The organism is Labrys okinawensis, assembly GCF_002982075.1.
GTDB lineage: Bacteria > Pseudomonadota > Alphaproteobacteria > Rhizobiales > Labraceae > Labrys > Labrys okinawensis_A.
Map to the genome: position 1 here is coordinate 162,401 of NZ_PUEJ01000010.1, position 22,154 is coordinate 184,554.

General features: G+C 63.5%; 21 protein-coding genes, 1 tRNA gene and 1 pseudogene. 10 read left to right on the forward strand and 13 right to left on the reverse strand.

The genetic code is table 11. The features are described from left to right. Window positions 1–4 precede the first annotated feature (4 nt). Window positions 5–934, forward strand: coding sequence for a carbohydrate kinase family protein (locus tag C5L14_RS24080; RefSeq protein WP_105864606.1), 930 nt, complete (start codon window positions 5–7; stop codon window positions 932–934). A 54-nt stretch (window positions 935–988) separates the two neighbouring features. Here the strand turns inward: C5L14_RS24080 and C5L14_RS24085 are convergent, their stop codons facing one another. The 3 genes from C5L14_RS24085 to C5L14_RS30105 form a co-directional block, all read right to left on the reverse strand. Further along, window positions 989–1,264: a hypothetical protein gene (locus tag C5L14_RS24085; RefSeq protein WP_105864607.1), complete on the reverse strand. Its 276-nt coding sequence runs from the start codon at window positions 1,262–1,264 to the stop codon at window positions 989–991. Between the two features lie 516 nt (window positions 1,265–1,780). Beyond that, window positions 1,781–1,854: transfer RNA gene (locus C5L14_RS24090), tRNA-Gln, on the reverse strand. Window positions 1,855–2,093: 239 nt separating this feature from the next. Beyond that, the gene (locus tag C5L14_RS30105; RefSeq protein ID WP_146127012.1) at window positions 2,094–2,399 is read right to left on the reverse strand and encodes a hypothetical protein; all 306 of its coding nucleotides are present in this window, start codon (window positions 2,397–2,399) and stop codon (window positions 2,094–2,096) included. Window positions 2,400–2,777: 378 nt separating this feature from the next. Here C5L14_RS30105 and C5L14_RS24095 point away from each other — a divergent pair, with 378 nt between their 5' ends. Next, entirely contained in the window at window positions 2,778–3,515 is a 738-nt protein-coding gene (locus C5L14_RS24095) for a hypothetical protein (protein ID WP_146127013.1), read from the forward strand. A 17-nt stretch (window positions 3,516–3,532) separates the two neighbouring features. On the opposite strand, the gene C5L14_RS24100 is transcribed toward C5L14_RS24095, so the two are convergent. After that, window positions 3,533–4,396: a hypothetical protein gene (locus C5L14_RS24100; protein ID WP_105864609.1), complete on the reverse strand. Its 864-nt coding sequence runs from the start codon at window positions 4,394–4,396 to the stop codon at window positions 3,533–3,535. Window positions 4,397–4,673: 277 nt separating this feature from the next. Here C5L14_RS24100 and C5L14_RS24105 point away from each other — a divergent pair, with 277 nt between their 5' ends. Next, window positions 4,674–5,783, forward strand: coding sequence for a hypothetical protein (locus tag C5L14_RS24105; RefSeq protein ID WP_105864610.1), 1,110 nt, complete (start codon window positions 4,674–4,676; stop codon window positions 5,781–5,783). Window positions 5,784–6,098: 315 nt separating this feature from the next. Then, the gene (locus tag C5L14_RS24110; RefSeq protein ID WP_105864611.1) at window positions 6,099–6,845 is read left to right on the forward strand and encodes a hypothetical protein; all 747 of its coding nucleotides are present in this window, start codon (window positions 6,099–6,101) and stop codon (window positions 6,843–6,845) included. A 43-nt stretch (window positions 6,846–6,888) separates the two neighbouring features. On the opposite strand, the gene C5L14_RS24115 is transcribed toward C5L14_RS24110, so the two are convergent. The 7 genes from C5L14_RS24115 to C5L14_RS30465 are packed head-to-tail and all read right to left on the reverse strand — an operon-like array spanning window position 6,889 to window position 13,243. Continuing rightward, a complete protein-coding gene (locus C5L14_RS24115; RefSeq protein ID WP_105864612.1) occupies window positions 6,889–7,818 on the reverse strand; it encodes an RDD family protein in 930 nt (309 codons plus the stop codon). Then, window positions 7,802–8,896: a stage II sporulation protein M gene (locus C5L14_RS24120; RefSeq protein ID WP_245443540.1), complete on the reverse strand. Its 1,095-nt coding sequence runs from the start codon at window positions 8,894–8,896 to the stop codon at window positions 7,802–7,804. Before C5L14_RS24120 ends, C5L14_RS24115 begins: the two co-directional genes overlap by 17 nt. Continuing rightward, a complete protein-coding gene (locus C5L14_RS24125; RefSeq protein WP_105864613.1) occupies window positions 8,893–10,203 on the reverse strand; it encodes a DUF58 domain-containing protein in 1,311 nt (436 codons plus the stop codon). The genes C5L14_RS24120 and C5L14_RS24125 overlap by 4 nt, the downstream gene beginning before the upstream one ends. After that, entirely contained in the window at window positions 10,200–11,156 is a 957-nt protein-coding gene (locus C5L14_RS24130) for an AAA family ATPase (RefSeq protein WP_105864614.1), read from the reverse strand. The genes C5L14_RS24125 and C5L14_RS24130 overlap by 4 nt, the downstream gene beginning before the upstream one ends. Beyond that, window positions 11,125–12,360, reverse strand: a complete 1,236-nt coding sequence (locus tag C5L14_RS24135; protein ID WP_105864615.1) for a DUF4350 domain-containing protein — start codon at window positions 12,358–12,360, stop codon at window positions 11,125–11,127. The genes C5L14_RS24130 and C5L14_RS24135 overlap by 32 nt, the downstream gene beginning before the upstream one ends. After that, window positions 12,357–13,037, reverse strand: coding sequence for a hypothetical protein (locus tag C5L14_RS24140; RefSeq protein ID WP_105864616.1), 681 nt, complete (start codon window positions 13,035–13,037; stop codon window positions 12,357–12,359). Before C5L14_RS24140 ends, C5L14_RS24135 begins: the two co-directional genes overlap by 4 nt. A 50-nt stretch (window positions 13,038–13,087) precedes the next feature. Continuing rightward, complete coding sequence (locus tag C5L14_RS30465; protein WP_181161313.1) at window positions 13,088–13,243, reverse strand: hypothetical protein; 156 nt, start codon at window positions 13,241–13,243, stop codon at window positions 13,088–13,090. Between the two features lie 87 nt (window positions 13,244–13,330). Between C5L14_RS30465 and C5L14_RS24145 the strand changes: the two genes are divergently transcribed. From C5L14_RS24145 to C5L14_RS24170, 6 genes and pseudogenes are all read left to right on the forward strand, one after another. Next, a complete protein-coding gene (locus C5L14_RS24145; RefSeq protein ID WP_105864617.1) occupies window positions 13,331–15,418 on the forward strand; it encodes an ATP-dependent helicase in 2,088 nt (695 codons plus the stop codon). A 31-nt stretch (window positions 15,419–15,449) separates the two neighbouring features. Then, the gene (locus C5L14_RS24150) at window positions 15,450–16,148 is read left to right on the forward strand and encodes an SOS response-associated peptidase (RefSeq protein ID WP_105864618.1); all 699 of its coding nucleotides are present in this window, start codon (window positions 15,450–15,452) and stop codon (window positions 16,146–16,148) included. Window positions 16,149–16,408: 260 nt separating this feature from the next. Further along, window positions 16,409–18,694: pseudogene (locus C5L14_RS24155) on the forward strand (heavy metal translocating P-type ATPase); the annotation flags it as partial. A gap of 83 nt (window positions 18,695–18,777) precedes the next feature. Continuing rightward, window positions 18,778–19,206 carry a Cu(I)-responsive transcriptional regulator gene (cueR, locus tag C5L14_RS24160; protein WP_105864620.1) on the forward strand — a complete coding sequence of 143 codons (429 nt, stop codon included), beginning with the start codon at window positions 18,778–18,780 and terminating at the stop codon, window positions 19,204–19,206. 30 nt (window positions 19,207–19,236) lie between these two features. Continuing rightward, a complete protein-coding gene (locus C5L14_RS24165; RefSeq protein WP_105864621.1) occupies window positions 19,237–19,728 on the forward strand; it encodes a peptide deformylase in 492 nt (163 codons plus the stop codon). Window positions 19,729–19,826: 98 nt separating this feature from the next. After that, window positions 19,827–20,180 carry a DUF1428 domain-containing protein gene (locus C5L14_RS24170; protein WP_105864622.1) on the forward strand — a complete coding sequence of 118 codons (354 nt, stop codon included), beginning with the start codon at window positions 19,827–19,829 and terminating at the stop codon, window positions 20,178–20,180. Window positions 20,181–20,362: 182 nt separating this feature from the next. Here C5L14_RS24170 and C5L14_RS24175 read toward each other — a convergent pair whose 3' ends face one another. Both C5L14_RS24175 and C5L14_RS24180 read right to left on the reverse strand, forming a co-directional pair. After that, entirely contained in the window at window positions 20,363–20,713 is a 351-nt protein-coding gene (locus tag C5L14_RS24175; protein ID WP_105864623.1) for an ArsC family reductase, read from the reverse strand. Between the two features lies 1 nt (window position 20,714). Next, the gene (locus C5L14_RS24180) at window positions 20,715–21,944 is read right to left on the reverse strand and encodes an MFS transporter (RefSeq protein WP_105864624.1); all 1,230 of its coding nucleotides are present in this window, start codon (window positions 21,942–21,944) and stop codon (window positions 20,715–20,717) included. Window positions 21,945–22,154 lie beyond the last annotated feature (210 nt).

Below are 22,154 nucleotides of genomic sequence, written 5' to 3' on the forward strand. Positions count from 1 at the left end.
CCCCATGATTCTTGTATGCGGCGAAGCCCTGATCGACTTTCTGCCGGTCAAAAGCACCGATGGCCGGAATGCCTATCGACCGGCTGTCGGCGGCAGCCCCTTCAACACGGCCGTCGGCATCGGGCGGCTCGAGGGTGATGTCGGATTCTGCGCCGCGCTGTCCACCGACTTCTTCGGCGACGACCTTGCCGCTGCCTTGACCAAGTCGAAGGTCAAGCAACACTACGTGGCCCGCTCGAAACATTCCTCGATGCTTGCTTTCGTCTCCGTCGGCGAAGGCGAACCGGAATATGCCTTCATCGACGAAGCCTCCTCCAATCGCCTGTTCTCGCCGGAACGCGACGTTCCGCCGGTCGGGCCGGAAGTTTCGATGATCTGGACGGGTTCGGTCGCCCTCATCAACGATCCGATCGCCTCCGCCTATGAGACGCTCTACTTCGCCAACAAGGGCAAGCGCGTGCTCGGCATGGATCCGAATGTGCGGCCGACCGTGGTGGGCGACGCCGTCGAATACCGCGCCCGCATGAAGCGTATGACGGAAGCCGCCGAGATCATCAAGATTTCCAAGGCCGATCTCAACTGGCTCTATCCCGGCATCGATCCTGCCGCCTGGGCACGGGACCTGGTGGCGAAGGGCGCCCATCTGGTCGTGCTGACGGATGGCGGCAATGGCGCGGAAGGCCATGGCAAGGGGTTTGCTGTCAAGAGCCCCGTGGTCAAGGTCGAGAAGGTCGCCGATACGGTCGGCGCCGGCGACAGCTACTCCTCCGGCCTGCTGACCATCCTGCAGCGTCGGAACGTGGTTTCCATCGATACCGTGAAGAACATCGACGAGGCCATCGCCCAGGAAGCCATGGACTATGCCGCACGGACGGCGGCGATCACGGTCTCGCGCGAGGGCGCCGATCCCCCGTGGAACCACGAAATGGCCTGATCGCCTTCCGGCCAGGCGCTCGCCTTCACAGGAGCGGCATCGACACCGATGCCGCTACTCCTCCAGCTGAGCCAGTTTCTTGTCGAAACGCCCGCTTTGCAGGCTGATCAAGGCGAGCAGCGGCAGGGCGAACAGCGCCAGGTGCACATAGCCGCCGCGCACCAGCAGGAACTGTGCGATCAGCGTGCCCGCGTCGATCAGCAGCAGCAGCACCGCCGCCGTCAGGCTCGCCACGGGCACGAGGACGAGCAAGGCGGCGAGAACCTGCGTCGACGACAAGGCGATGCGCATCCAGGGGGCGAAGCCGAGCGCATCGAACTGACGGACCATGATCCGATGCCCCCATAGGGTGAGCAGCGCGGGCGTAAGGAAAATAAGCGCCACAAGAATACGCAAACCCCAGGTAACCAGAAGCTTGGTACGGGATTGGGGGGAAGAGTCGGGCTCCATCCGTGTACTCGCCAACAACGCCTTTGGCGCGGCTAAAGCACGATGAAAGCGCTTGCAGACGTCCACGAGGCCAACATTGAATAATCCGCCCGCTTCACCGCATTGGCAACTGTTAAAATTGCACGAGAGCGTGATCTGTAACCGGCGAAACGCCTTACGCCCGCTCGCCACCTGAGGTGGTCTCCACTTGCCCCAATGGTGGAGCACTGCCGGGCGGCGCGGCGGAAGGTCGGTTTCATTCTGGCAGCCGCCCCGGAGAAGGCACGCTGTTACCACAATGACATGCGGCAGGATCAGGGGTTTCCAGGAATGCTGGATGCTTGCCGGGCTTCGCGGAGCCTAATGGCTGGCGCTTGGCATTGCTGCGGCGTGTTTGGTAATTTCTGAGAGGAAGATTGGCTCGGGGACCTGGATTCGAACCAAGATTAACGGAGTCAGAGTCCGCTGTTCTACCGTTGAACTATCCCCGAACAAAGGGCCTTTTCGATCAAACACTTGGTTGGAATGTGTTCAATCCAACGCGTGTTTCAGTGGGTGGCCCCGTTCTGTCCGGGCTTCATATTGAAGTCGCTGCCGCATTGCAAGAGGGCTTGTCGTTTTTCTGTGACCATCGCTTCCGTTTGCAACCCAGAGGGCACAGCAGCCGATAGCCTGCGGCTAATCTGTCGGTACAGGCGCCGCGAGGGCGCCTGTACCGACAGGAAACGGCTCAATAGCCGTCATCGTAATAGCGACGATGGGGATAGCTGCGATAGCCAAAACCGAATCCGTAGCTGGGACGCTCTTCGTAGTAATAATTGTTCGGATTCCGGCCGGGATGACGGCGCAGATAATGGCTGAGTTTGCAGCCCCCGTAACTGGTCACCTTGTAGCCCGGCGGACATCCACCATGATACCGAACCTGGACAATGCTGGAACCATCGTCGGCCGGACGTGGCACGAGAGGTGCTGCGAATACCGACGAGCCAGAAATACCCATTGCCGCCACAAGACCTATCAGTATCGAGCGTGTCATCGGGACCTCCTTCTCAAACGATCTCGGACATACCAATGACTCAAAACCCCATTTTAGTGAAAACGTTCCCTCTCTCTGGATTTCGACGAAGCAGGATTCCAGAAACCAGCCAGAAGATCTGAGTGAATGCCTGCCCGAGGCGGCCGGAAAAGCACGACCGGCGCTGTTCGTCACGATACTGGCCGATCAAGGGTGAGCCGGAAGGCCAAGGCATCCTCCTGAACCGGCCCCTGTCGCGCATGTCTTCACAAAGCGAAGCGCGACCGGGGACCAAAGCCCGTCCCGGGCGTTATGATACCACGACGCAAGCCCTTTCTCTTGCGCCCCACAAAGGTCATAACAGATCGATTGGCGTGGCCAGTCTCGACCGAGTTGCCCATGAGCAGACATACCGCCCACCGACCGCCTCTGCGCTTGCCTCTTCTCCTTGCGAATGCGGTGAAGGGTTTGTGGCGCGGTCTCGTCCCGATCGTCCTGCTCAACGCTCTGCCGAGCCTGCCGACCCTGCTCGCCTTGATGGTGAACGGCGAGGTGTCGCAAACCCCTACACTTGCCGATCTGGTGGCCTTGCCCATCGCGGTGATTCTGCTGGTCTTTGCCCAAGGGGCCACGGTTGCGGGCACGCATCGCCTGCTGCAGGGCGACGATTTCGACCTGCCTCTGTCGATGCAGCAAACCTGGCGGAGGCTTCCCACCCTGCTGGGCACCGCCTTTCTCAGCGGCATTCTGGTCCTGCTCGGCCTCGCGGCGCTGGTCGTGCCCGGCCTGATGGCGATCGCGCTGCTCTATCTCGTCCTGCCGGCCTGCATGATCGAGCGCACGGACATGGTCGAGAGCCTGGAACGCAGCGGGCAGCTCACCCAGGGCTATCGCTGGTCCATCCTCGGCCTCTTCATCCTGACCCTGCTGCCGACCATCGGGCTTGGAGCAGTCACCGGGGATCTCGCCAATGCCCCCGCAACTGGGATGCAGGCTCTGGGCCAGGAGGCTGGCATGATGCTGTTCAGCATGCTCTCGGCGGTGACGGCAACGGCCGCCTTCGAGCGACTTGGCGAGATCCGCGGCATGCCGGAGGCCGCACGGCCCCTCCCGGAATGGGCCAGCGGCAAGACCTGAAAGCTGCCCCCTGCCCTCTAAGGCGGTTCATCCCAGAGGAAGGGATGGTCAGGCGGCAACCGGACATTGCTGATCCTGTCCCACCAATTCGTTGGTTTGCGGCCGTTGCACCAGTAGGAATCGTAGATGGTGTCCACCTGCCAGCCCCACAGATGGGCCAGTCCCTTGATGTCCAGGGGATACATGATGTTCCTGGCCGTCGCTTCGACTGCGTCGGATTGCTGATGGCTGAGGCGGCAGGCGTGCCCCATTTCATGGATCAGCAAGCTCTTGGGACTGTCCTGGATTGGTGTGGGATCGGCTATGACCCAAGGCAGCCACTCCTGGCGCAGCACCGTGTAGCCATTCGGCCCGCCGTCAATATGGGCGAATACCACGACCAGCCGCGTTTCATCCCGGATCGTGCCGAGGCTTCTCCTGAGGGCAATGAGGCCATCGATGGGAGCCTCTCCCTCCCTGGGCACATGGACCGAGCCGCTGAAATCCAGAAGGCCGCGCGACGCAGGGCCTTGTTCCTCGATTGACTTGGCCGCGGCTTCGGTCTGCTTCTGGGCGGCCCTGCCCTTCGCTTTCCTTTGCCGCGCGAGCTGTTTACCCGCGGACCTGTCGAATTCGCGGGTGGCCTTGTCCTTGGTTGGGGCCAGTGCCGCCGGTTCTGTTTGCAGCGGCAACATGTCGAGCGCCAGCGTATATTTGCGAAGGATTTCGTCGGCCCCTTTGAGCAATACCCAGCTGTTGTTCCACAGCGATACGTCCCGCCAGATATCGGCAGCCCAATAGACCTGCACCCGCACGCCCTTGCCGCCAAAGTCATGATATTGTTGGGGTTTGTTATCGATGTCGTTAGCGGGATCTTTGTTGAAGTCGAGAAAACTCGTCATTTGAAGGACTCTCGCGCCATCGTCGCCATGGGCTGAGGAAGGCGGCATTGACAAGATGGCACGGGGTCGTAGGGAGCGCCCGCTGGGGAAGGCCGCCACCCACGCGCTTGATTGGAGCATGGAAAAGCCGGGGCCGCCTCCCCCGAACTCGGGATGACCCGGACGCACCTCCTGGCGATACTGCCTCATCAGGCAGCATCGCGGGCTTGCTGCGGGCCGCGCAAAACGAACCGCGATCGCTCCGCCACGAAGGCATGCCGCCTTCACGGAGACAATCATGGCTACACCGCTCGAAACCAAGCCCGTCAAGCTGGCCCCGATTCCGCGCGGCCGTCCCTACCGCGTGAAGGATGGCGACGACTGGCTTTCCGTTGCCAGGGCGCATGGCATCAACGTGCAATATCTGATCAGCTATAATTTCGACACGCTCAATACCCGCGAGGTGAACTGGTATCTGCGCCACCGTGTCGGCTGCGTCGTGCCGAGTCCGAAGGGTTGGAACTGGCGGTTCAGCAGCAGTGCCAATCCCGGCATCATCATGATCCCGCCCGATGACGGCCAACTCGTCCTCAAGATCAACAGCTTCACCTATTCGATCGCCACCATGAGCTGGATCGACCCGCGCTCCGGCCTGCCGGAGCACGATGCCGGCAGCCCGGGCGAACTTGTCGATCGCAAGCTCATCCTCGGCAGCAGCGGCTATCGCTTCGCCAATTTTCTCGAAGCCACCATCGAAAGCACGGACACCTCCTCCAAGGCGATCAGGCTGCTCCACCGCGTCGCTTACGAGAAGGATACCGGCCTCTACCGCTCGCCGTCCTTTCTCGGCTTTCCCTCCTATCCCTATCCGATCAAGCTGGAGGAGCCGCAATATATCGACGAGGGCGTGGTGTTCCGCCAAACCGTCGGCGCCCGTACCCAGAGCGCCGAACTCGCCGCGGGCGTGGCGCCTCCCCCCATCGGCTTGGTTGCCGGCAAGATCCTGCAGAAGGTCATGAATTTCCCGCCAATCTGGACGGAACTGAAGCTGACGCTGCGCTATGACGGGACCTATGAGGGCGAACTCGTCGCCCACAGCCTCTATCCGAGCTGCTCCTATTATGAACGCTCGCCGCTCATCTGCCTCAATCTCGGACCCAAACCCGAAGCCTGCGAGGCCTATGAGCGCAAATATGAATATGACGGCCTGCCGAATTTCGACCGCTGGTTCGAACAAGACAAAGGCTGGGGCGCCAAGAGCGGCTATATGCCCGCCGACGGCAATCCGTGGGGTGTCACCGCGCCCGATTCGGACGTGCTCTTCGGCCAGCAGCCCCCGGACCCGAACGAGGAGGTACGCCGTCCACGCCAATATCCACCCGAGACCTGGCGTCCTCCCAGCCGCTGAGATGGCTTTTCCGACTTCTCTGCGGTTTGAGCGATCGGCACCGCGGCGCTGTCCGAACCTCACGCCCTGCCCTTCCGCGGCAGATGTCATCCTTATACCAAGGAAAATAAGGGCACCATTTGCACTTCCACTTCGCGTGAAATAAGTTTCCATAGGTGTCCCTCGCCGAACTTTCTTGCCGTGTACTTGGCGGTTCGCAAAGGAACTATGGTTTGCAAAGGAAATCGCCGTCGATGGATACTTCCGCAAATATGATCTCCGGACGCCACCCCGGCATGGCTTGGGTAATGCCCCTGCTTAATAGGATGCACTTTCATGACCAACTACAGTCAGGCCACCGGCTCCGGTGATTTCAACATCGGCGCCTTGATCAGCGAGAGCCTTGCCGTTCTCCACCGAGCTCTGCCCCGTTTTCTGGGGCTGGGTCTGATTCCCATCATTCCCCTGATCATCTCGACCCTGGTCATCGGGGTGCCGGCACCGGGAAACCCGTTGCCGAACGCTGGTGCGTTCATCGTGCTGATGCTGATCTACATCGTCCTGCTTTTCGTGATCCAAGGGGGCATGATCTACGGCGCGTTCAACGAACTGCGCGGGCAGAGTTTTTCGGTCGGAGACGCTCTCTCCAAGGGATTGGCACGTTTGCTGCCACTGGTGGGGCTGTCGATTCTCATCGGCCTTGCGGTCACGATTGGGCTGATTCTGCTTGTCGTGCCGGGCGTGTGGCTGATCTGTGTGCTTTATGCCGCCGTCTCGGTCTGTGTCGTCGAACAGCGTGGCGTTACCGAAAGCATGTCCCGCAGCGCTGAACTGACTTCAGGCTTTCGCTGGAAGATTCTCGGCCTCGCGCTGATCGTCGGCATCGCCGGCTGGATCGTCGCCGCCATCATCGAATATGTCGCCGGGGGTATCGGCGGCCCCACATTCGGCGCGCTGCTGGCCAATCTGTTCCAGGTGTACCTGATCTCCCTTGGCAGCGTCCTCAGCGCCTTGGTCTATTATCGCCTGCGTTCGATCAAGGAAGGCGTCGACATCGACAGGCTCGCCAACGTCTTCGATTGAGGCCTTCGCCGCAACGGGAGCCGGCCCTCGCCTTGCCCGGCCCTCACTTGGCAGCCGGCTCGCCGGCCTTGCGGGTGCCCGAGTTCTTGTCGTCGCGATAGCGGCCGAAAAGCTGACCGCGCTCGAGCTCGGCCCGCTCCGCCGCATAGAAGGCCTGCAGGAAATCCGTCGCGGCATTGGGCTCGAAGGTGCCCTGCCAGCCGATGCGCCGGATGATCTTTTCGGCGATCTCGCGATGGATGCGCCAGGTCTCGGTCCCGCCGGGCCGGCGGAGAATTTCTTCCAGCACCTGCAATTCATAGGCGCCATAGGCCTGCAATTGCGCCGAGGTGAAGCTGTAGCGGGCCGCGGCCTTGGCTGCACCCTGCGTGAGGTCGAGCGCAAGCGCCCGCTTGGGTAGGGCGATCACCAGCGTGCCGCCGATCAGGTCGCCCGCCCGCAGATGATCCCGGTTGAAGAAGGGCAAGGCGGCGAGCAGCACCACCCACCCCAGCATCGAGAGCGCCTGCCAGGATTCGCCGCTGTTCGAAGCGCCGACCCACATGAAGAAAAGCTGCAGCGGCAGGAAGAACTCGACCTCGCGGGTCAGGTTGCGGGCAATGACGGCCGTGGGGGTGAGGACGCCGCCCTTGCGATCGATCACCTTCAAACCAGTGGCCCGCTTGCCGGGCGTCGAGCCCTGCCAGGCCAGCTCGAAATGGATGAAATAGAGGTTGCGCAGCAGGAAGGAGAGGAAGGATATCACCGTCACCGCGACATCGCTGCCGCCGCGCAGGAAGGTCGCCGCCAGGGCGATCCAGATCAGGATGGTGGCGCCGAACCAGATCATCAGGTCGATCAGGAAGGCACCCAGCCTTTCGCCACGATCGGCGACCTCGACATGGATGGCGACGCCTTCCGGCGTCACGATCTCGCGGGTGCGGCGCTGCCGCCCCTCCAGCAGTTGGGAAACGCGGTCACGCGGAGAGGGCATGCTGTGCCCCCTTGCCGCAATAGAGGAAATAAACGCCCCACAGCACGGCCGTGACAGCAGCGAAGGCAAAGCGCCAGGAGGTCACGTTAATGAGCTGGCGCAAGCCTCCCTCGATGAACCCCGCGATGAACAACATGGCAACCGCGCCGCAAGCAATGATCGCGGCCTGCTTGCCGTGGATGGCGAGCGCTTCCAGGCGTGAATAGCGGCCGGGGAAAATGATCTTCTCGGCCACCACCAGGCCTGCGGCGCCACACAGGATGAAGGCACCGAGTTCCGTCACGCCGTGAATGGAGAGCCAGCCGATGCAATCGACGAGAAGCCCGCGCTGATAATGGATCGCCAGGAAAGCGCCGACGATCAGCCCGTTATAGACCAGCAGCAGCAAGGTCGGCACGCCGGCCATGAAACCTACCCCGAAGGACAGGATGGCGACCATGCTGTTGTTCTGGAACAGGTAATTGGCGAAGACGATGAAGCTCTCCTTGAAACCGTCCCAGGGTGCGAACAGGACACTACGCAGATATTCGGCGCTGGCGCTCGGTCCCCGCCCGCCTGCCAGGCCATCGGGTACGATGGCGTTGAACCATTCGGCCTCGCTGTTCACCAGGACGAACCCGGCCGCAATGCCCAGCGCCATCGCGGCGAAGGCGATCAATATATGCCAGCCCGCCTTGCGCACGGCGTCTGGGAAGCCGTAGCGGAAGAAGTGGCTCAGCCCCGCTATCAGGCTGGTGCGCGGTCCGTAGACCACCAGATAGGCCCGCAGGGTCAGGGCTTCGAGATAACGCAGCAGATTACGGTCGAGTGCGATGCTGCGCGCGACGGACAGCGAGGACAGCGCCGAGCGGTAGAGCAGCGGCATCTTCTGCAGCTCGTCCGCGGAGACGCTCTTGATCCCACGCTTCTCGACGCGCGTGACCAGATCCTCGAGTTCCCGCCAGCCCTCCTCGCGTCCCCGCCGAAATTCCGCCGAGCGCAGCACGATGTGAGCCCGGGGCTCGTTGGGCACGCCGATGATCGTCGGCGCCGGTCGGGCTGGACCGGCCTCCGGAAAGCCTGCATCCATGGCTGTCATAGCAGGCCCTCCTGCTTGATTTGGAGATAGCGGTTGAGCAGGGCGACACTGAGCCCGCCGACCGGCACATCGACGCAATGCACGCCGAGACGGGCGATACGCTCCATCACGATCGCTCGCTCGCGCGCGAAATCATGGGCCACCACGGCTTCGGCCACGATGGTGAAATCCTGCGGCTCTGCATTGACCAAACGCGTGGTCAGCGGGTCCTGCAGCGTGACGAAGATCACGGCGTGACGGTTGGCCATGCGCTTGAGGCTCTCGATCAGCAGTTCGGCCATCACGCTGTCGACGAATTCGGTGAACAGTACCACCAGGGCCCGGCGCTTCAGCCGCGCGTTCAGCTCGGCCAGGCCCAGGGTGAAATTGGTCTCCTCGGTGTGATAGGCAAGCTGGGCGGCGGAGCGCTGCAGCCGGGCATAATAGGTGCTGCCCCGGCCCGGTTCCAGATAATGGCGGATGGTGGCGTCGAAGCCGAAACTGCCGACGAGGTCGCCAGCCCTAAGCCCGGTCCAACCAAGCATCAGACCCGCCTCGATGGCGTGATCGAGCCGCGCCAGGCCGTCGATCGGCTCGAGCATGAGATGGCCGGTATCGAAGGCCAGCACGATCTGATGATTGCGCTCGATACGGAATTCCTTCGACAGGAGCTTGCGATGGCGGGCCGACTGCTTCCAGTCGATCATGCGGGAGTCGAGGCCGGGCACATGCTCGCGCAGCGTATCGAACTCGGTGCCCTCGCCCTTCTGGTTCTGGGTCTTGGTGCCGTAGATGGCGCTCTTGCTCAGCGCCTGGATGGCCGGGCCGAAGGACATGCGGGCGGCCGGCAGGATTTCGATCTTGCGATCCAACCCTTCCTTGAGACGCCATTCCACCAGCCCCAGCGGCCCCCGCCAGCGCAGCCACAGGGCCTCCAGGGTCACCACCCCGCGCCGCAAGGCGGTGAAGGGAATGCTGAGCCTCTCCGGAGCTCCGCCGAAATGCCCCGCCACCATCGGCGGCGTCTCCAGCGGCCCGTCGAGATCGACCACCGCCTCGATCCTGAGCGGGCGGGCCGACCCCGTGCTGCGCAGCGTGACCTCGATCTGCCCCTCATTGCCGACCGGCAACCGCCTTGGAGCCTGAAGGTCGACCACCAGAGATCGACGCGGCGGGATCAGCAGCGCGTCGACGGCAATCACCACCAGCGCCAGCAGGCTGAGGTCGAAGGAAAACGGCCACAGGGCCGGGTTCCACACCACCATCAACAAGGCGACGGGGATGCCCAGGCTGAACAGCAGGACGGCGCGCGGGGTCGGCCGGATCATCGGGGCGCTGCCGTCTGGTCCAGGATCTCGTTGACGATGCGATCGGGGGTGAGGCCGTCGATCTCGGCATTGGGCGCCAGCACGATGCGATGACGCAGGATCGGCCGGGCCAGACGCTTCACGTCGTCGGGAATGACGAAATCGCGCCCGTTCAGCGCGGCCAAGGCCCGCACGGAGGCCGCGAGCGCATTGGCGGCGCGGGTCGATCCGCCGGTCTCGATCGCCGGATGCTGGCGGGTGGCGCGCACCACGTCCACGATATAGTCGATGATCTGCGGCGTCAGCACGATCTGCTCGCTGGTGGCCCTGAGATCGGCGAGAGTCGCCGGATCGGCCTGCGTCTGGATGCCGAAATCGGAGAGCTTGGGCATGGCTGAGCGGTGCCCGTGCTGGGTGACGATGGCCCGCTCCTCGTCGCGGCTGGGATAGGTGACATCGATCTTGAAAAGGAACCGGTCGAGCTGCGCCTCGGGCAAGGGATAGGTCCCCTGCTGCTCGATCGGATTCTGGGTCGCCACCACCATGAAATCGGCGCCGAGCGCATAGGTCTTGCCGTCGATGGTAACGGCCCGCTCGTTCATTGCCTGCAGCAAGGCCGCCTGCGTCTTGGGCGGGGTGCGGTTGATTTCGTCGGCCAGCAGGAGATCGGTGAAGATCGGCCCCTCTGTCAGCACGAAGGTGTTGGTCCGGAAATTGAACAAATTGGTGCCGATCACGTCGCCCGGCATCATGTCGGGCGTGAACTGCACGCGTCCGAATTTCAGCGACAAGGTCGAAGCAAAGGCCTGCGCCAGCAGCGTCTTGCCAGTACCGGGCACGCCTTCGAGCAGAATATGCCCGCCGCAGAGCAGGCCGGTGAGCATCAGTTCGATGACTTCGTCCTGGCCGACGATGGCCTTGCCGACTTCCTTGCGGATGCCGTCAGCGATATGGGCGACGCGCTGCAGTTCCATCGGTGATCTCTTCCTTCCAATCATGAATATCGCGCGCGGCCTGGAACAGGCCGGTCAGGGATGTGCCCTGCCCTTCTCCCGCGCGAGCGAGAATGGGGGAGGCCTTGGTTTCCAGCCCCCTGGCCTCGCCGATTTTGTCGAGCCACTCCGCCAGTTTCTCGTCATCGAGCTGGCGGGGTGCGTGAAACAGCCGGCCGACGTCGCGCAATGTCGCGCGCACATAGCGGCGCAAGACGAAGGCCTGATGGCCGGCGCGGTCGAGCAGAGTGGCCGTGTTGGTGATCAGGCGCTCCTTGCCGAGATCGAAGGCCGGCGGCGCCAGGCGCGGCTTGCCGAAACGGCTGGTGGTGGCCAAGGCCAGCAGCGCCGTCGCGGCGAGCACGAGCAGAAGCACGATGACATAGGGAAACTGGAACAGCTTCCTGAAGGGGCTGTCGACATTGTTGACCATGCCATGGATGGTCTCGTCGAACACGACCTTGCCGTCTCCGAGTTCGGCGTCGCGCATGGCATTCAGCAAAGCAAGCGCGAATTCGGCGTTCCGCCCCTTGGTCAGGCCGTGATTCTCGATGAGGTCGGGATCGGCGAGCACCCAGACGCGGCGTTCGCCATCGAGTTTCTCCCCGATCAACATGCCCTGGCGATTGCCGATGATCGGGGTGAGCTCCTCGCTCCTGATGAGCTGGGCGCCGTCGTCGAAGGACGGATTGACGCCAAGGTCGTTGCGGTCCCAGCTCTTGGGCGGATCCCCCCTGGTGACTTCGAGCTGCGGTTCCACCAGCCGCGCAATGCTGGTGACCCAGGGAATGTCCATCGGCGTGGCGGACCGGATCCAGGTGGGCTTGCTCCGGTCGGCCAGGGCCCAGCGCTTGGGCAGTACCAGCAGGACATTGTTCTCCCGCCCCAGCCGAATGATATCGTCCTTCGACAGGCTCGATGTCGGCTCCGCCATCACCAGCAGCCCGCCTTCACCCGGGGCGACGATCCCATTGATGCGGCTGCGCGCGACCGGGATATCGAAGCGCTGCGCCAGGTCGTAAAGGCCGGCATGCCCGATCGCCGAGACAGACTTGGTGGTGGTGCTGAAGCCCTGTTCTTCGGATGAGCCGTTCAGCATCAGCAGCATGGACAGGGCGAAGATGGCCGTTGCTCCCGCGACCAGCACGGCCAGGACGGGACCGGAGAAAGTGGCCTTTTCCGTCATGCCGCCCTCGCCTGCATCGCCTCGGTCAGGATCTCGTAGCTCTGCCGGCAAGCGGCATAATCCCGTTCCTCGGCGAGGCTTTCACCGAAATAGACGGGTTCCACCCGCCCGATGATATCGGCGAGCGCCTGCTTGCCCCGATCCGGCAGCGAAAGGGCTCGAAGAATCTCGCGGCTGGTCAGTGAATCAGCGAAGCTGACATTGAGCCTTTTTCGCACCTCGATCAGACTGCGCAGCAGCAAGGCATGCATCGCTTCGGCAAGGCGGCCCTGGCGCGCCAGCTCGTCGGCCTCGATCTGGGCCACCACCATGCGTTCGACCGAGGCCGCCTGGGCGGAGACATCCGTCTCGACACGGGCGACCAGCTTGCGCCGGCCGAGCACCGGCAGGCGATCCCGCATCGTCCAGATTGCGAAGATCAGGCCCGCGGCGATGGCGGCATAGAGCAGGATGCTCAGCAAGGTCCCCAGCCAGGGGCTCCAGATACGCGGCGCCCGCTCGTCCGGTTTCGGCTCGGTCTTGGGGGTCACCACCTCGCCCTTGTTGCCGGGCAGATCCGGCTGCAGGCCGAGATTGCGCGCGACATCCCGGGCCACGGCCTGGGGATCGGAGGCGGCTACAGCCGGTATTGCCGGCGTCAAAGCAAGGAGAACCGCCAGGCCGGCGACAGCCGGCATGGTTCTTCGCGTCAGATTGATTCGACCCCGTTCCCGCACCAAACCGCCAATCAGCCCCGCTTCATATCCGCGAACATGGCGTGACGGCCGATCCGGAGCAAGCGTCCAGGGAACACATTCGCCGCGTCCCGATCGAATTCACTCAGCCGCAGGATTGCGGCAGCAGGCCGCCGCCGGCAAAAGAGCCATTCGCGAATCTGTTCCATTTTTGTTCATATCTCCCTTCTACCCTCTTTCGAAGCGCGTCCGCCGAATCGCCGACGGATCCGTTTCTCACCACGCGAGAGCAAGGCATGAATGCGCAGGCAGCCCTTCTTGTCCCCGAGGAGTCCGTTCCACCGCCCGCCGATCGTCTCGCCGGACTGAATGAGAACCAGCGCCGCGCGGTCGAACATGGTTCCGGCCAGCCGGCCGGTCCCCTCCTGATCATCGCCGGCGCCGGCTCGGGCAAGACCAACACGCTGGCGCATCGGGTTGCCCATCTCCTCGCCGAGGGGGCCGATCCCAGACGTATTCTCCTCTTGACCTTCTCACGCCGGGCCGCCTCCGAGATGATAAGGCGGGTCGGGCAGATCACCGCCAAGGTCATGGGCGCGAAGGGGGCGACGCTGAGCGAGGGCCTCACCTGGGCCGGCACGTTTCACGCCATCGGCGCCCGCCTTCTGCGCGAATATGCCTACCAGATCGGGCTCGATCCCTCCTTCACCATTCATGACCGGGAGGACTCCGCCGACCTGATCAACCTGGTGCGCTACGAACTCGGCTTCTCCAAGACGGAGAACCGCTTCCCGAGCAAAGGCACGTGCCTGGCCATTTATTCGCGTGTGGTCAACGCGCAGGACGACCTCGAAAACGTGCTGAAGGAGGCCTTTCCCTGGTGCCTTGCCTGGGCGGCGGAGCTTCGCAGCCTGTTCGCCGCCTATGTCGAGGCCAAGCTCGCCAACAATGTGCTCGACTATGACGACCTGCTGCTGTGGTGGTCGCATATGGTGGCTGAGCCGATGATCGCCGCCGATATTTCGGTGCGTTTCGACCATGTCATGGTCGACGAATACCAGGACACCAATCGCCTGCAATCCTCGATCCTCAAGGCGCTCAAGCCGGACGGAAAGGGCGTGACCGTGGTCGGCGACGACGCCCAGTCGATCTATTCCTTCCGCGCCGCCACTGTACGCAACATTCTCGACTTTCCGGCGCAGTTCTCGCCCGCGGCGGAGATCATCACGCTCGACCGAAACTACCGGTCGACCCAGCCCATCCTCGCGGCAGCCAACGCCGTGATCGCTCTTGCCAGCGAGCGCTTCACCAAGAATTTGTGGACGGACCGGCAATCGAGCGAACGCCCCCAGCTCGTCACCGTCCGCGACGAAGCGGGACAGGCCGATTTCGTGGCTGGCCAGATCCTGGAGAACCGCGAGGCCGGCATGACGCTCAAGCAGCAGGCGGTGCTGTTTCGCGCCTCCCATCACTCCGGCCCTCTCGAGGTCGAACTGACCCGTCGCAACATCCCCTTCGTGAAGTTCGGCGGGCTGAAATTCCTCGACGCCTCCCACGTCAAGGACATGCTGGCGCTGCTGCGCTGGGCGCAGAACCCGCGGGACCGCGTTGCCGGTTTCCGCGTCCTGCAATTGCTGCCGGGCGTCGGCCCCACATCAGCCGCCAATGTTCTCGATGCCGTCGGTGTCGACGATATCGCAGCCTTGCCGGCGCCGCCCCGCGCCGGGGCGGACTGGCCCGATTTCATCGAACTCGCCGCCAGCCTTCACAAGGGACCTAGCGACTGGCCCGGCGAGATCGAGCGTGTCCGGCGCTGGTACGAGCCCCATCTCGAGCGCATGCACGAGGATGCCGCGACGCGACGGGCCGATCTTCTCCAGCTCGAGCAGATCGCGGCGGGCTACGAATCGCGCGAACGCTTCCTCACCGAGCTGACGCTCGATCCGCCCGACGCCACCAGCGACGAGGCCGGAACGCCCTTGCGGGACGAGGACTATCTCATCCTCTCCACCATCCATTCGGCCAAGGGGCAGGAATGGAAAGCGGTGTTCGTGCTCAACACCGTGGATGGCTGCTTGCCGGCGGATCTTGCCGCCGGCACCAAGAATGATCTGGAAGAGGAGCGCCGGCTTCTCTATGTCGCGATGACGCGGGCGCGCGACAGCCTGCATCTCGTGATGCCGCAGCGCTTCTTCACCCATGGCCAGCCTTCCCAGGGCGACCGGCATGTCTACGCCAACCGCACCCGCTTCATTCCGTCTTCGATCCTCGACCGCTTCCAACAAGTGATGTGGCCGAAGGTGGCGGCTTCAGGCACCCGACAACAAAGCGGCATCCACAGCTCGATCGACCTGCGCGACCGCATGCGCGGCATGTGGCGTTGAGACCTGCGGGTGAGCGTGCCATGGTCCGGCCATGTGCGGACGGATCATGCAGCGCAGCCCGGACCTGCCGGGCCTTCAGACGGAACCGGGAGCCACGCCGGAAGAGGTCGCTCGCGCCTGGGAAGCCCATTTCAATGGCGCGCCGGCGCAGTATTTCTGGGTGATCCGCCGCCAGCCCCGTGCTGCCGCCTATGTCCACGATCTCCTGCAATGGGGCCTCATACCCAACTGGGTGAAGGACCCCAGCGATTGGCCGAAGCCCATCAACGCCCGTTGCGAGGGCATCCAGACCAAACCCTCCTTCCGGGATGCCTACAAGGCCAGGCGCTGCCTTGTCCCGATCGATCTCTTCTTCGAATGGATGAAGATCCTCGAGCCGGACGGCAAGCCGGTGAAAGGGGCCAAGCAGCCCTATGCCATCGCCATGAAGGATCGCCGCCCCTTCGCCGTCGCCGGCGTGTGGGAAAGCTGGGTCGACAGGGCCTCCGGCGAGATCACCCGCAGCTTCGCCATCGTCACCTGCCCGGCCAATGCGTTGATGGCGACGATCCACGACCGCATGCCGGTGATCCTGGCCCCGGAGAACCTTCGGCGCTGGCTCGACAACATCGAGCCCGATCCCTTCGACCTGATGGTGCCCTTTCCGCCCGAACTGATGGAGATCTGGCCGATTTCCTCGCGCGTGAACAGCCCGGCGAACAATGGGGAAGATATCGCGGCGCCGGTGTGAGGCATGGGTTATCAGAGCGGACGGGACGTCTGCGGTCCCAGCCAATGTATCTCCCATGCAAACCTTGCTGGCATTATGCAGAAAACGCAGCGACTGGAACTGCGGACGTCCCGTCCGCTCTTGGAACACCACGCCTGCAAAGCAGAAAAGCGGACTGATACTCGGCGCTCCAAAGGTCCCTTGACCTTGCCATGACTGGAAGGTTTACCTATCTCGGCAATGACCTGGAAAGGGATTGCCCCATGCCTTCGACTTCGAGCTCCGCAACATTCGATATCGTCATCGAGGGCATGACCTGCGCGTCCTGCGTCCGCCGCGTTGAGAAAGCCATCGCTGCCGCGCCGGGTGTCGTGCAGGCGGCCGTCAACCTCGCCACCGAACGGGCTCAGGTCGCCTTCGAGGGGCCGGCCAATTTGCCGCCCGTGCTGGCCGCCATTGCCAGCGCGGGTTATGGCGCCCATGTGGTCGAGGAAGACCGTGCGGAAGACCCCGAGCGCACGGCCCGCAAGGCGGAGATCGCCACGCTACGCCGTGATCTCGTGCTTGCCGCCCTGCTGACCGCGCCGGTTTTTCTGGTCGAGATGGGTGGGCATCTGGTACCGGCGCTCCACCACGTCATTCAGATGAATTGGGGCCAGTGGAACTGGTACGCGCAATTCGTGCTGATCAGCTTGGTGCTGTTCGGGCCGGGCCTGCGCTTCTTCGTCAGGGGCATTCCTGCCCTGCTGCGCGGCGCTCCGGACATGAACGCGCTGGTCTCGCTCGGCGCCGGCGCCGCCTGGCTGTTTTCGGTGGTCGCGACCTTCCTGCCCGCAGCCCTGCCGGAGGGCACGGCCTATGTCTATTTCGAGGCTGCCGGCGTCATCGTCACGCTGATCCTGCTCGGCCGCTATCTCGAGGCACGCGCCAAGGGCGAGACCAGCGAGGCGATCCGCAAACTGGCCGGTCTGCAGGCCAAGACGGCCCTGCGGCTGCGCGATGGCTCGGAGACCGAGGTACCGATCGCCGAGCTCCGGCCGGGAGACATCATCCGGGTCCGTCCCGGCGAGAAGATCGCCGTCGACGGCGAAATCGTCGAAGGTTCCTCCTACGTGGACGAGTCGATGCTCTCCGGCGAGGCGATACCGGTTACCAAGGGCATCGGTGACGAAGTCATCGGGGGCACCCTCAACAAGACGGGCAGTTTCTCCTTCCGGGCAACCAAGGTGGGCTCGCAGACCGTCCTCGCCCAGATCATCCGCATGGTCGAGGCGGCCCAGGGCGCCAAGCTGCCGATCCAGGCGCTGGTCGACAAAGTGACGGCCTGGTTCGTGCCGGCCGTCATCGCCATCGCGGCGCTGACCTTCATCGCCTGGCTGCTGCTTGGCCCGAGCCCCGCCCTCACCTTCGCGCTCGTCAATGCGGTTGCCGTATTGATCATCGCCTGCCCGTGCGCCATGGGCCTGGCCACCCCCACCTCGATCATGGTGGCGACCGGGCGCGCGGCGGAACTCGGCGTGCTCTTCCGGCGCGGCGATGCCCTGCAGAGCCTGCGTGACGTCGGGATCGTCGCCTTCGACAAAACAGGCACCCTCACCCAGGGCAAACCCGCCGTCACCGACATCGAAACCGCCCCCGGCTTTTCGGAGAACGAGGCCCTCGCCTTGCTGGCTTCGGTGGAGGCGCGCTCGGAACATCCGCTTGCCACTGCGATCGTCGAGGCTGCCCGCGATCGTAATATCGACATCCCCGCGGCCACCGGTTTCGAGGCGATCCCGGGACGCGGCGCCTCCGCCCAGGTCGACGGCCGGAAGATCTCGATCGGCTCGGCACGCTGGATGGCGGAACAGGGCATCGATGCCGGAAGGCTTTCCGCCCGGGCGCATACTCTCGGCGCACAGGCCAAGACGCCGCTTTTCGCGGTCGTCGACGGCAGGATCGCCGCGGTTGTCGCCGTCGCCGATCCGATCAAACCCACGGCCAAGGCGGCCGTCGCCGCCCTCAAGGCACTCGGCATCGAGGTCGCGATGGTAACAGGCGATAGCCGGCAGACGGCGCAAGCGATAGCGGCAAGGCTCGGGATCGAAACCGTCGAGGCCGATGTGCTGCCTGACGGCAAGGCCCAGACGGTGAAGCGCCTTGCCGCCGATAGCCGCAAGATCGCCTTTGTCGGCGACGGCATCAACGATGCGCCTGCCCTCGCCACTGCCGATGTCGGCATCGCCATCGGCACGGGCACCGACGTCGCCATCGAAAGCGCGGCCGTGGTGCTGATGGCGGGCGATCCCAACGGCGTCGTCAAAGCCATAGGACTGTCGCGGGCGACCATGCGCAATATCGCCCAGAACCTGTTCTGGGCCTTCGCCTACAACATTGCGCTGATCCCTGTCGCCGCCGGCGCCCTCTACGCCGTCAACGGCACCCTGCTCTCGCCGATGCTGGCGGCCGGCGCCATGGCGCTCTCGAGCGTCTTTGTGGTGACCAACGCGCTCAGGCTCAGGGGTTTCCACCCCGCGGATTCCGCAGCACGGGCGAGCGGAAAGAAATACGTTAAATTATCTAATTAATTCAAAGGAATATAGAAAAAACCTCATCGCGATTCGAAGGTCGCGGTAGGGATTTCGTGGAAAAGACCGACAGGAAGAACCGCATGAATATCGGTGAAGCATCCGCAGCCTCCGGCGTTTCAGCCAAGATGATCCGCTATTACGAATCCATCGGACTGGTGCCGAACGTGGCCCGCACCGAAGCCGGCTACCGGGTCTATGGCGACAGTGACATCCACACGCTGCGTTTCATCCGGCGCAGCCGCGATCTCGGCTTTTCGGTCGAGCAGATGGAAACCCTGCTTGCCCTTTGGAGCGATCGCAGCCGGGCGAGCGCCGACGTCAAGCGTATCGCCGCGGCGCACATCACAGAGCTCGAACGCAAGGCGCGCGAGATCGAGGAAATGGCGAAAACCCTGCGTCACCTCGTCCATAATTGCCACGGCGACAGCCGGCCCAACTGCCCGATCCTCGAGGACCTCTCCCATGGCGAGGAGGCGGCGCCGCCCAAACCCAAGCGTCGCCGGGCGTGATGTCCAGGCCGAGGTGAGCTAATTTCCGATATGCCCGTTCAACCGATTCTGCGCTTTCCCGATCCGCGCCTGCGCCTCCCTGCGGCCCCTGTCACCGCCTTTGACACCCACCTCGCCGCCCTCGTCCGGGATCTGCTCGACACCATGCGCGCCGCGTCGGGAATCGGCATCACAGCGCCTCATCTCGGCATTGCCAAACGGCTCACGGTCCTCGAACTGCCCGGCGAGAACAGGGTGCGCGTCTATGTCAATCCGCGCATACTGTGGTCGTCCGAGGAAAGCCAGCAGCATACCGAAGGCAGCGTTTCGATGCCCGGCGTAACCGAGACGATCGAACGGCCGGCCCGGGTGCGTGTGGCCTTTCAGACACTCAACGGGGCGGAGGAGACGGAGGAAGCCGATGGCCTGCTCGCCATCTGCCTGCAGCACGAAATCGACCAGCTCGACGGCATTTTCTGGATCCAGCGTCTATCGCGCCTGAAACGTGAAAGGCTGATCAAGCGTTTTCAGAAGCAATCCTGACGCGACCGGCTCCTCACACGACAAAATCTCGCCAGGGCTGTCGGCTTGGCCGAATGCCGATCGTCCTTGGGGAGATCGAAACAGGAGGAAGCTGAAAAATGACCTATGTCGACGGTTTCGTTCTCGCCGTACCCAAGCAAAATCTCGAGGCCTATAAGGAAATGGCGCGTCTCGGCGGCCAGGTGTGGATGGAACATGGCGCGCTCAGCTATGTCGAATGCGTCGGTGACGATGTGCCCTACGGCGAAGTCACGTCCTTTCCGCGCGCCGTCCAGGCCAAGGAGGACGAGGTCGTCATCTTCTCCTGGGTGACCTATCGCTCGCGCGAGGAGCGCGACGCCGTCATGGCCAAGGTGATGGCCGATCCCCGCCTGGAGGGCAGCATGGCGAACGCGCCCTTCGACGGCAAGCGTATGATCTTCGGCGGCTTCACCAGCCTGATCGAGATGTAGGCCAGATCGTCATCGCCGCTTGTTCATAGGGGTCAATCCAAGTCATCAGAATTGGTGTGCCGATCTCCAGATCGGCATCTTTTCGACAGACATATCGCTACCCAGAATGCCGATCTGGAGATCGGCACACCAGCATAAGCGCTCTTGTCCGTCAGGTTAACACACCGCCCGCCCTGTCCCCATCAAGCCATCGCGGCGGCATAGCTATCCGGCTTGAAGCCGACCAGCAGCTTGCCGTTGCCGAGATCAAGTACGGGTCTTTTGATCATGGTCGGCTCGGCCAGCATGAGGTCGATCGCCTTGGCCCGGTCGATGCCCTGCCTGTCGCCCTCAGGCAAGGCGCGGAAGGTGGTGCTGGTTTTGTTGAGCAGCGTTTCCCAGCCGACCTTGTCCGCCCAGGCATTCAGATGCGCGCGATCGATGCCCTCGGCCCGGTAATCGTGAAAGGCATAGGCCTTGCCATGGCTCTCGAGCCAGGTCCGCGCCTTCTTCATGGTATCGCAGGTCTTGATGCCGTAGATCGTCACACTCATGTCAGGTCCTGATTCCCGGGCTGGTTGATGCCTTCTTTTCCGTCGCGAAATAGAGCAATGCAAGCACCGGCAGGGCAAAGCCGAGCCAGGACGTCGCCGTCCAGCCGCCATGGGCGTAGGACCAGCCTCCCAGAGCGGAGCCGAGGGCACCGCCCGCGAAGAAGGTCGCCATATAGACGCCGTTGAGGCGGCTGCGATATTCCGCTCCCAGACTGTAGATCAGGCGCTGGCCGAGCACGACATTGGCTGAGACGCCGAAATCGAGCACGATCGCGGCAGTGACCAAAAGGCCGAGGGACAGGTTCGATCCCGGCTCGGCCAGATGGGTGAGCAGGAAGCTGACGGCGCCGAGCGTCATGGCGAAGGCCGAAGCCGGACGTACCCAGCCGCGGTCGGCGACCCGTCCGGCGATCGGGGCCGCCACCGCGCCTGCCGCCCCGGCCAGCGCGAACAGCGCGATGCCCGATTGCGTCATGCCGAAGGCGGGACTCGCCAGCAGCAGCGGCGTGCAGGTCCAGAACACGCTGAAGGCGCCGAACATGCAGGCCTGATAGAGTGCGCGCCGGCGCAGGATCGGCGTGGTGCGCATCAAGGTCGCCATCGAGAGCAGGAGCCTGCCGTAGGATGGGGCCGGCGGCGGCTGGCGTTTCGGCAGGGCGCGGGCCAATACCGCGCCCAGCACCAGCATGGCAACGATGGAGACAAGAAACACCATGTGCCACGAACTGAAATAGGTGATCAGGCTCGATACCGGGCGGGCCAGCATGATGCCGACCATCAGCCCGCTCATTACATTGCCGACGACCCTGCCCCGCCTGGCCTCGGGCGCGAGATGCGCGGCAAAGGGTACGAGGATCTGCACCGCCACGGAACCGAGCCCGATCAGCAAGGCCGAGACCAGGAACTGCAGGCTGTCGCGGGCGAGCATGGCCCCTGCCAGAGCGATCACCGCCAGTCCCATAACCCAGAGAATGAGCTTGCGGTTCTCGATCAGATCGCCGAGCGGCACCAGGAACAGCAAGCCGGCACCGTAGCCGATCTGCGTCATCGTCACGATCAGCCCGGCCGCGCCGGGAGACATGCCGAGATCGGCGCTGATCAAGCCGACCAGAGGCTGGGCATAATAGATATTCGCGGCGATGAGGCCACAGGCCGCCGCGATCAGCAGGGTAATCCAGCCCGAGGCCGCGGGCTCATGAGCCGTCTCGCCCCTCGTTGCAATGCGGGACATCAAATCTCACAAAAGAAAAAGGCATGCAGCCACCCGGTTACGGGAACGCGTCATGCGGAGCTGAACGGAATTCAGCGTCTCTTTTGTCACGGGCGATGCCGGCTTGGCCAGCCCCTGCCTGCTGAAAGCCAACATGATCGCGGAATACATCGTGTCACCTCGCGCATTGCAGCGCGCACGGATGACATATTTGCCGGCAGGAGCGTACGC